The organism is Yoonia sp. (genome assembly GCF_036770585.1).
In the GTDB taxonomy this organism is placed as follows: Bacteria; Pseudomonadota; Alphaproteobacteria; order Rhodobacterales; family Rhodobacteraceae; genus Yoonia.
In genome coordinates this window covers 1-9,276 of the sequence record NZ_DAIPIW010000089.1, presented here as the reverse complement: position 1 = coordinate 9,276, position 9,276 = coordinate 1, and the positions used below count along the sequence as shown (strand labels likewise).

8 protein-coding genes and 1 pseudogene are annotated in these 9,276 nt (G+C 62.9%); 7 read left to right on the top strand and 2 right to left on the bottom strand.

Translation table 11 applies throughout. The features are described 5' to 3' along the window. The 4 genes and pseudogenes from V7N12_RS12555 to V7N12_RS12540 all read left to right on the top strand — a co-directional run. A pseudogene (locus V7N12_RS12555) lies at window positions 1-546 on the top strand (malate synthase G); the annotation flags it as partial. A gap of 13 nt (window positions 547-559) precedes the next feature. Further along, window positions 560-988: a GlcG/HbpS family heme-binding protein gene (locus V7N12_RS12550; protein ID WP_333714945.1), complete on the top strand. Its 429-nt coding sequence runs from the start codon at window positions 560-562 to the stop codon at window positions 986-988. A gap of 142 nt (window positions 989-1,130) precedes the next feature. Beyond that, complete coding sequence (locus V7N12_RS12545; RefSeq protein ID WP_333714944.1) at window positions 1,131-1,898, top strand: gamma-glutamyl-gamma-aminobutyrate hydrolase family protein; 768 nt, start codon at window positions 1,131-1,133, stop codon at window positions 1,896-1,898. Window positions 1,899-1,960: 62 nt separating this feature from the next. Next, complete coding sequence (locus V7N12_RS12540) at window positions 1,961-2,647, top strand: D-lyxose/D-mannose family sugar isomerase (RefSeq protein WP_333714943.1); 687 nt, start codon at window positions 1,961-1,963, stop codon at window positions 2,645-2,647. Here V7N12_RS12540 and V7N12_RS12535 read toward each other — a convergent pair. Then, on the bottom strand, window positions 2,644-3,807 hold the full coding sequence (locus V7N12_RS12535; protein WP_333714942.1) for an FAD-binding domain-containing protein: 1,164 nt from the start codon (window positions 3,805-3,807) through the stop codon (window positions 2,644-2,646). The two genes, V7N12_RS12540 and V7N12_RS12535, sit on opposite strands and share 4 nt — an antisense overlap. A gap of 79 nt (window positions 3,808-3,886) precedes the next feature. On the opposite strand from V7N12_RS12535, the gene V7N12_RS12530 reads away from it, so the two are divergent. Continuing rightward, window positions 3,887-5,335 (top strand): TrkH family potassium uptake protein, encoded by a 1,449-nt coding sequence (locus V7N12_RS12530; RefSeq protein ID WP_333714941.1) that lies wholly within the window; start codon window positions 3,887-3,889, stop codon window positions 5,333-5,335. Window position 5,336: 1 nt separating this feature from the next. Then, window positions 5,337-6,968, top strand: a complete 1,632-nt coding sequence (locus V7N12_RS12525; RefSeq protein ID WP_333714940.1) for a thiamine pyrophosphate-binding protein — start codon at window positions 5,337-5,339, stop codon at window positions 6,966-6,968. Here the strand turns inward: V7N12_RS12525 and V7N12_RS12520 are convergent. Then, entirely contained in the window at window positions 6,955-8,691 is a 1,737-nt protein-coding gene (locus V7N12_RS12520) for a peptidoglycan-binding protein (RefSeq protein WP_333714939.1), read from the bottom strand. The two genes, V7N12_RS12525 and V7N12_RS12520, sit on opposite strands and share 14 nt — an antisense overlap. 140 nt (window positions 8,692-8,831) lie before the next feature. Here V7N12_RS12520 and V7N12_RS12515 point away from each other — a divergent pair. After that, the coding region (locus tag V7N12_RS12515; protein ID WP_333714938.1) for a glycine--tRNA ligase subunit alpha at window positions 8,832-9,276 on the top strand (445 nt) is incomplete at its 3' end.

The window sequence follows — 9,276 nt, the reverse complement described above, 5'->3', positions numbered from 1 at the left end:
GCGGCGACGCTGCACGCGCTGCACTATCACAAGGTCGATGTCATGGCCGTGCAGGGCAAGCTGCGCAAGGGCGGGCGGCGCGCCTATGTGTCCTCGATCCTCGATATCCCGCTGGCGCAATACCAGCGTTGGACCGATGCGCAGAAGATGCGCGAGGTGGAAAACAACGCGCAAGGTATCCTCGGCTATGTGGTGCGCTGGATCGATCAGGGTGTGGGATGCTCCAAGGTGCCCGACATCAACAACGTGGGCCTGATGGAAGACCGCGCGACCTGCCGGATCTCAAGCCAGGCGCTGGCCAACTGGATGCACCACGATGTGGTCAGCGAAGACCAGGTGATGGAGGCGATGCGCAAGATGGCCGTCGTCGTCGATGAACAGAACGCGGGCGATCCCGCCTATCGTCCCATGGCCCCCGATTTCGACGGCATCGCCTTTCAGGCCGCTTGCGATCTGGTTTTCAAGGGCCGCGTCCAGCCTTCGGGCTATACCGAACCCGTGCTGCACCAGCGCCGGCTGGAACTGAAAGCACAGCGCAACCACTGACAGGAGAGACAACATGGCCGAGATTTCCGCCAACAAAGCCCGCACCATCATTCGCAAGGCGCTCGCCAAGGGTGAAGAGATGGGGTTCAAACCGCTCTCCGTGGTGGTTCTGGATTCGGGCGGGCATGTGAAGGCCTTCGAACGCGCCGATGGCTCTGCACCCGGTCGCTTCGGGATCGCCCATGGCAAGGCCTATGGGTCGATCATGCTGGGGATGGCGGGCACCGCGCAGATGGCGCGCGCCGAGCAGCAGGCTTATTTCATGGCGGCTGTAAACGGTGTCTATGGCGGTGCGGTCGTGCCGGTGCCGGGTGGCGTGCTGGTCAAGGACAAGCGCGGCGCGGTGATCGGTGCGGTGGGGGTCACCGGCGACACGTCGGACAACGACGTGATTGCAGCCCTTGCCGGTATCGCGGCGGCGGGGCTGACAGGCGAAGCCTGACGTTTCTACACCTTGCGTCAAAATTTAGCCATGCCGCCCGATCCGGCGGCATGTGCAGGCCCGACAGCGGGTCTGTGCGCGCCTTGGGTCTTTCCTGCGGGCGCGAAACGCATTATTTCTCGCGCAAAGGAAAGGTTTGTCCATGGCGCGTCCCGTTGTTGCGGTGATCTCGAATACCCACCTGATCAATGATCGTTACGAAGTCCACGCCGCCGGCGCGATGAACGTCGAGGCCCTGTCGCGCGTGTCGGGTGTCATGCCCGTGATCGTCCCGATGGAACCCGATCACATCGACATCGCGGACCTGATGGCGCATTTCGACGGGTTCTTCTTTCCCGGCGGGCGCCCGAATGTTCACCCGGAAAACTACGGCGAGGAACCGACCGAGGCGCATGGCACCTTCCAGCCGAACCGTGACAGGATCTCTTTGCCGTTGATCCGCGCCTGTGTGGCGCGCGGCCAGCCGATCTTCGGCGTCTGCCTTGGGTTTCAGGAAATCAATGTCGCGATGGGCGGGACGCTATACCCTGAAATCCGCGACTTGCCCGGCCGCGACAACCACCGGATGCCGCCCGACGGCACGATCGAGGAACAATTCGCCTTGCGCCACGAAGTGACGGTCACCGAAGGCGGCCCCTTCCATCGCCTGTTTGGCAGCAGCAAGGTGATGACGAATACGCTGCACGGGCAGGGGATCAAGGACCCCGGACCGCGCATCGTCATTGACGGGCACGCACCCGATGGCACGCCCGAGGCGATCTTCATCAAGGATGCCCCCGGCTTCAGCATGGCGGTCCAATGGCACCCTGAATGGAAGGCGGCGGATGATCCGGTGTCGCGTCCCTTGTTCGCAGCCTTCGGTGCCGCCTGCCAGGACTGGCGGGCAGGCGGGCTGCGCAAGTCCGCTTAGCGAACTTGCATCTGTCGATCTTTGGGGTAACTGTTTGCGCTAACGCCTGACGGAGCCCTGCGATGAAACGCTCGCGCATCAACGACATCATGGCCGAAGCGGACGAGATGATCCGCTCTTACGGCTTCGTTCTGCCGCCCTGGGCCTATTGGACGCCGGAGGAATTCAAGGCGCGTGCGACGGAGGCTCAGGCCGTGATCGAGGCCCGTTGCGGTTGGGACATCACCGATTACGGCGCTGGTCGCTTTGATGAAATGGGGCTGTTTCTTTTCACCCTGCGCAACGGCCGCCTTGCCGATCTGCAACGCGGTGGCGGCATGTGCTACGCCGAAAAACTGCTGATCTCGCAGCAAGACCAGCTTTCACCGATGCATACCCATGTCATCAAGGCCGAAGACATCATCAACCGCGGCGGCGCGACTTTGGTGGTCGCGCTTTACGGCTCGGACCAGGACGGCAATTTCGACGAGACGGCGGGCGGTGTCGTGATGTGTGATGGCATCCGCCGCGCCTTCGGTCCGGGTGAAAAGTTGAAGCTCGCCCCGGGTGAAAGCGTCACCCTGATGCCCGGTGACTGGCATGCCTTCTGGGGCGAGGGCGGTGACGTGCTGATCGGCGAGGTGTCGACCGTGAACGACGACGAGACCGACAATATCTTCCGTGACCCGATCGGGCGCTTTGCGACGATCGAAGAAGACGCGGCCCCGACACATCTGCTGGTCAGCGACTATCGCAGGTGGCTCGCCTAGGCGGCGCGTATCCCGCGCATTTGCCCCAAAAGGGCGGGGATTTTCTCTTTGAACCGGAAGAACCCATGCGTCGCGTGCGGCCAGGCGGCGCTGTCATAGGGCCGCAGTTGTCGGGACAAGCCGACCCCCTGCAGCGCATCCCGGGTCGGACCTGTCGGGATGAAGGAGGTCACAAGCGTCTCAACCTTTTGCCCCTTGCACCAATCCCCCAGCCTGTCCGGCGCGAGGAATGCAACCTCGCCAAGCCGGCCGTCAAAGCGTCCCGCGGCGTCTTGCAAAGCGCCCGCGACAAAGCCTGTCACGCGATCACTGACCTCCAGCGGGCTGCGCGCGGCCGTGGTCTGCACGATCACGGTCCGTTGCGGCTGATACCGGTCGAGCAGCCAGCCAAGCGACATATCCTCTTCCGTGACTAGCAAGGCCGAGGATGCGACAGGCGGAAGTGGGTCTGACACCGGCAGCGGCCCCCGTGGCGGATGGGGCGGGCCGTCAAGCGGGGCTACAAACTGTGCCAGACCATCGGGACGGAACCGGCCTTGGGTGTATTTCGCGATGTTGTCCGCCGTCGCAAGATAGGTCTTGCCCACCGTCTGCAACCCACCGACCCAGCGCCATGACAGGGTGTTGGACGCCGGATCACCGTCCAGCAGATGCCGCATGAAGAAATCCGCGCCCAGCACCCACGGCAAGCGCAGGGTGAAAATCCAGATCGAGGCGAACCACATCCGCGCGTGATTGTGCAGATACCCCATCTCGACCAATTGCCGCGCCCAGTGGTCGAAAGCATCGATCCCGGTTTCGCCGTTGCATGCGGCCTCCCACTCTTTGCGCAGCCCGCTTTCCGTCTGGACACGGTTCAAGGCCGCCTGCAAATCAGCGCGATAGCTGGCCCAGACCGAGGGCCGCATTTCCAGCCAGCCCTTCCAATAGGTGCGCCAGAACACCTCTTGCACGAATTTCTCGGCGGCTTGCGGGCTGTGGCGGGCAAGGGTGGCGCGAAGCACGTCCTCTTCGGTGATGATCCTGTGGCGGATGTAGGGCGACAGGGTCGAGACATGAGCCGTGTCATCATGGTTCCGCATGGCGGCATAATCGCGCCCCGCCTTCGGCACAAAGGCCTGAAGGCGCGACAGGGCGGCGGTGTAGGAGGGTTCAAACATGATCGTGAAGCTATTTCGCGAATGCGGGCTTTCAAGGCTGTGCCTTGACAGCGGCGAAGCCTCCGGCCAACGCTGCAACATGCTTGATTTGCGCCCAATTGGATATGTGATCGGTCTGCTTGTGGCGTCGCTCGGGATCACGATGATTGGTCCGCTTCTGATCGATCTTGCGGCGGGGAACGGGCATTGGTTTGTCTTTCTCGAAAGCATGATCGTCACTGTCGTGATCGGCGGTCTGATGGCCCTTGCCTGTTCGAACGGTGTCGCACAGGGCCTGTCCCTGCAACAGACCTTCCTGCTGACCTCGTTGGTGTGGTTGATGCTGCCGTTCTTCGGCGCGATCCCCTTTGTGCTTGGCGCTACCCAGATGGAGATCACCGACGCCTTCTTCGAGGCCATGTCGGGACTGACGACAACCGGTGCCACGGTCGTCGTCGGGATCGATGCGCTGCCGGACGGGCTCAAGCTTTGGCGCGGGATACTGCAATGGCTGGGTGGGGTCGGCATTGTCGTTGTCGCGATGGTCTTCCTGCCTGAACTCAGGGTCGGCGGCATGCAGATCTTCCGCAGCGAGGCTTTCGACACGATGGGCAAGATCCTGCCCCGCGCAGGCGAAATCGCCAGCCGCATTTCGGTCATCTATGTCGGCCTGACCATTGCCTGCGCCCTTGGCTATATCGCTACAGGTATGGGCGGGTTCGACGCCCTTGTGCATGCCATGACCACGGTATCGACGGGCGGGATGGCGAATTACGACCTGTCCTTCGGCACGTTCGGCGCAGGAGCACATTATGTCGGAACACTCTTCATGGTGCTCGCGGCGCTTCCCTTCGTGCGCTTCGTGCAATTGATGGCTGGAACCGCGAGGCCCATCTGGCAGGACACCCAGATCCATGCCTTCATGGCCATTCTCATGATTTGCGTGCTCTTGATCACCGCTTGGGTCTGGGGGCGCGAGGGCGTGATGAGCGAAGTCGCCTTCCGCGAGGCACTTTTCAACGTGGCCTCGATCATGTCGGGAACCGGCTATTCCAGCGCCGACTACATGCAGTGGGGCACCTTTCCCGTTGCCATCTTCTTCTGGGTCGGGCTGATCGGCGGCTGCGCCGGATCGACCTCTTGTTCGGTCAAGGTGTTTCGCTACCAGATCGTCTTCGCCGCGATCAAAAGCCAGATCCGGCAGATCCACTCGCCCCATGGTATCTTTACGCCGCGCTATGACGGACGATCGATCAGCGATGATGTCCTGAACTCGGTGATTGCCTTTCTTGTCGCGTTCATGGTGTCGCTTGGGATCACGGCGCTCCTGCTTGGACTGACTGGCCTTGATTTCATCACATCCGTTTCGGGCGCGGCCGCTGCTCTGGCCAATATCGGCCCCGGCCTTGGACAAGAGATCGGTCCCGCAGGGAATTATGCGAACATCAACGATGCCGCAAAATGGATCCTCGCCATCGCCATGTTCATCGGCCGTCTCGAGGTCATGGTGGTGCTCACCATCCTGTCGATCAAATTCTGGAGAAACTGACATGGCCACCCGACCGCTTGGCGCGCAAATCTCGCATATGCTGAAGGATCGTGGTGTGGCGACGATCTTCGGCATCCCCGGCGTGCATAATCAAGAGATGTATCGCGGGATCGAAGAGGCGGGGATCATGCATGTCCTTGCCCGCCACGAACAAGGCGCGGGCTTCATGGCCGATGGCTATGCGCGCGCGACCGGCAAGGTCGGCGTGGCTTACGTCATCTCGGGGCCGGGCCTTTGCAACATCATGACGCCGATGGGGCAGGCCTATTCGGACTCGGTGCCGCTGCTGGTGCTGTCTTCGGTTCTGGATGAAACGGCGGCCACACGCGGGCAGTTGCACCAGATGAAGGATCAGGAAGCGGCGGCGGCCGCGGTCTGCGACTGGTCCGTGACGGCGAAAACGGCCCACGCGGCCTATCATCTGATCGACCGCGCCTTGGGCGAATTCCGGACAAGCCGCCCGCGCCCCAAGCACATTCAGGTGCCGATTTCCGTTCTGGAATCGCAGGCCCCCGGGGCCCCCGCTGCACCGGAATGGTCCGCAGGCTTGGTGGAGGCGGCAGACCCTGCGCGGCTGGAACCCTTGCGCGACTGGTTGCGCGCCTCCAATCGTCCGCTGTTCATCTTTGGCGGCGGGTCTGTCCGCCACCCGCATGTCACCCTTGGGGCAACGACGGGCGGCGATCAGGTGGCACGGCTGGTCCAGACGATGGGGGCTGCCGTCATGACCACCTACGCCGGTCGGGGGCGGATTTCGCCGGATTATCCGCTGAACTTCGGGTCATTGCTCGCCCGCGCTGAAAGTGCCGAAATCCTCGGATCGGCTGATCTGGTGATCGCGGTGGGAACCGAACTGTCCGAGGTCGACCTCTGGCGTGACCAACTTGGTCACAGGGCGAAGCTGGTGCGTATCGACCTTGACCCCGAGGTGCTGACCGACCGGCATCAGGCGGATATGGCGATCCGCGCCGGGGCATATGGGCATCTGCTTGAGGTGCTGACCCCGATGGCGGACGAGCCCGCCAAAACCGGCTGGGATAGGGCGGAAGTCGCGGCTTTCAGTGCGCGGATGCGGGCGCAGATCACGGCCGAGCGTCCGGGCATCCTGCCGGTCGCTGACGCGCTGAAGGCAGCGCTGCCCGCCGATACGATGATCTTTTCGGACATGACCCAATTCGCCTATGCCGCGAAAGAGGTCTATCCGCTGGACCGCCCGAACCACTGGCATCACCCCTACGGTTTCGGCACCTTGGGGTATGCCTTGCCTGCCGCTATCGGCGGCAAGGTCGGGGTGGGCAAGCAACCCGTTGTCGCGATCCTCGGCGACTACGGGTTTCAATATACGGTGCAGGAACTGGCGGTGGCCGTGGAACTGGGCCTCAACCTGCCCATCCTCATCTGGGACAACGGCAAGCTGGGCGAGATCGAGGACAGCATGATCCGCGCCCAGATCGCACCCAACGCGGTGGTGCAACGCAACCCCGATTTCCTGAAACTGGCCGCGGCCTATGGTGCGGCAGCGGATGAACCCGCAACGTTGGCCGATCTGGCACCCGCGCTGGCCCGGGCCTTTGCCCGTGACGTGCCGACCGTGATCCGCTTGCGCGCGGATATCGCCCTTACCAGCAGCTGACCAGCACGCCGATATCCGAGGCGTGGCGGGTGACCGCGACAGGCGAGCTTTGCGGTACGTCAGTGGGGGTTTCCGCGGCAATGCCGCTTTCAGAGAGAAACGCCACGATTTCAGAGGCTTTCAGCGCAAAGCTCACGTTTTCCGGCAGGACCTGCGCCGATGAGGTGACGCGCGGCAGCAGCATCCCCGAAACAAGCGCCCGCCCGTTCAGCAAGGGCCCGCCCGCATCAGAGGCTTGCGTCGTCATCTCGAGCCGCATCAGGCGGGTATCGCCTGTCAGATCGCGCAGGTCGGCAATCTCGCCGAAGGTCAGTGTCGGATCGGCCAGCACGCCACCATAGGGAAAACCTGCGACAGCGACGCGGTCGCGCAGGCGCGGGGTGCTGTCGTCAAAACGAGCGAATGCGCCGGGCGTTTGCGGTGTCAGCGGCGCAAGCAGGGACAGGCCGCTGGTGGGGTCACTGGCCGCGACCGTCATTTCTGTTTCACGATCCACGGTGATCCGGCTGCACCCTGTTGTCGCCTCGACCGTGGTCAGCACCCGCCCGTCGCCAGAGACATAGAAGCCCGAGCGCGACAGTTGCGGCTGCCGGATGGCCAGCCCTGCGACCATGTCGACCGACTGATCTTCGGACACAGGCACGATATTCGGATCAAGGGTGCCGTCCAGCAGGGTAAAGCTTGCCTGCATTTCCGCCAGAAGCCGGTCACGGGTCGCCTGATCATCGGCGGGCCAGACCAGCGTGAAGCCCTTGATCGCACCACCTGTCAGGCGCGCCTCGGTGTATGAGATGATGCGCGCGTCGGCCCCCTCGATCACAAAGCGGTCGGTGCTGATGGTCCGTGGCCCATCCAGCGGCACAATATCGAGGCTCTGCATGATTTCATAAAGCCCGCGCAATTGGTCAGGATCGCCGCGCTGGGAAATCAGCAGGACACGGGCCTCGGGGACGTCTCCGGTAGCCTCGAACTTGGCGAAGGGGGGCTGGTACTCGGTGAAGGCGACGGCTGCCGTGGGGATCTGGATGCCGATGCCGGTTTCGGTCTCTGAAACGAATGCAAGCCCCAGTCCCTCCAGCACCGCGTTGTAGTCGCTGATCAGCATCGCGCGCTGGCGAGAGGTCAGGATACCCGTCGGTGCAATCGCATTCGCGACCTGCCAGGCTTCCATGGCCGCACGTGTTCCGCGCCCGAAGGCCCCGTCGATGCTGGCATTGTAGAACCCCGCCCATTGCAGGGCGCGCTGCAACTCTTCGCGCTCTCCCTGGCTGAGGCGGCTTTCCGAATTGCGCGCCTCCGAGACCGTTTCATCCGGCAAAGCAGAGGGTTCGGTCGGGGCGGGCAATGGCGCAGGCGCCGCAATCCCCCCGCCGATCGGCCAGAATTGGCGGTCGAACGTGCCGCCGCTGGTGACGTAGCTGTCCGACGGGATCGCCGCCGTAGCCAGCAGGCGCAGGCGGGCACGATCCGCTTCGTCGCGGTCGAAAGGGCCGAGGGCAATCGCGTAGAACCCGTTGCCAAGATAGAACCCGTGCACACCGCTGAGGCGTGCTGCCGCATTACGGGCGAAATCCGTCGCCTCGGCCAAGGTTGGCCGTGCGGCGATCTGCACCCACCAGTTTTCCTGTGCTTGTGCCGTCAACGTGCCAAAAAGCACAAACAGGGCGGCAAGGTGGGTGCGCAGCATCATAATGACCTCGAAAAATTCATCGTCTCGTGCCATTGGGTTATCCGGCCTGCACAAAAAGGCAAGGCGTGTGAAACATGCCCAAGCATCCTGACAAAGGAAATTCCCCGCCCGTTGCCTAATTGACCCTCCCGACGCCAAAGCCTATGCAACCAGCGCAAGCGAAGAGGGTCCCTATGGCGGAAAAACCACGCAGTTTTCAGGAAATCATCCTGCGGCTTCAGACATACTGGGCAGCCAAGGGTTGTGCGATCCTGCAACCTTACGACATGGAGGTCGGCGCAGGCACGTTCCATCCGGCCACGACCTTGCGCGCGCTGGGTGACAAGGCATGGGCCGCGGCCTATGTGCAGCCCTCGCGCCGTCCCACCGACGGGCGCTATGGCGAGAACCCGAACCGTTTGCAGCACTATTATCAGTATCAGGTCCTGATCAAACCCAGCCCGCCTGACTTGCAGGATCTCTATCTTGGCTCTTTGGCGGCGATCGGCATCGATGCCGCGGTCCACGACATTCGTTTTGTCGAGGATGACTGGGAAAGCCCGACCTTGGGTGCATGGGGCCTTGGCTGGGAGGTCTGGTGCGACGGGATGGAAGTCAGCCAGTTCACCTATTTCCAGC

Excerpts from the sequence above, each read along its gene's own strand:
- V7N12_RS12530 (WP_333714941.1), top strand. The coding sequence starts at position 3,887 with ATGCTTGATTTGCGCCCAATTGGATATGTGATCGGTCTGCTTGTGGCG.
- V7N12_RS12540 (WP_333714943.1), top strand. The coding sequence starts at position 1,961 with ATGAAACGCTCGCGCATCAACGACATCATGGCCGAAGCGGACGAGATG.
- V7N12_RS12550 (WP_333714945.1), top strand. The coding sequence starts at position 560 with ATGGCCGAGATTTCCGCCAACAAAGCCCGCACCATCATTCGCAAGGCG.
- V7N12_RS12545 (WP_333714944.1), top strand. The coding sequence starts at position 1,131 with ATGGCGCGTCCCGTTGTTGCGGTGATCTCGAATACCCACCTGATCAAT.
- V7N12_RS12535 (WP_333714942.1), bottom strand. The coding sequence starts at position 3,807 with ATGTTTGAACCCTCCTACACCGCCGCCCTGTCGCGCCTTCAGGCCTTT.
- V7N12_RS12520 (WP_333714939.1), bottom strand. The coding sequence starts at position 8,691 with ATGGCACGAGACGATGAATTTTTCGAGGTCATTATGATGCTGCGCACC.
- V7N12_RS12525 (WP_333714940.1), top strand. The coding sequence starts at position 5,337 with ATGGCCACCCGACCGCTTGGCGCGCAAATCTCGCATATGCTGAAGGAT.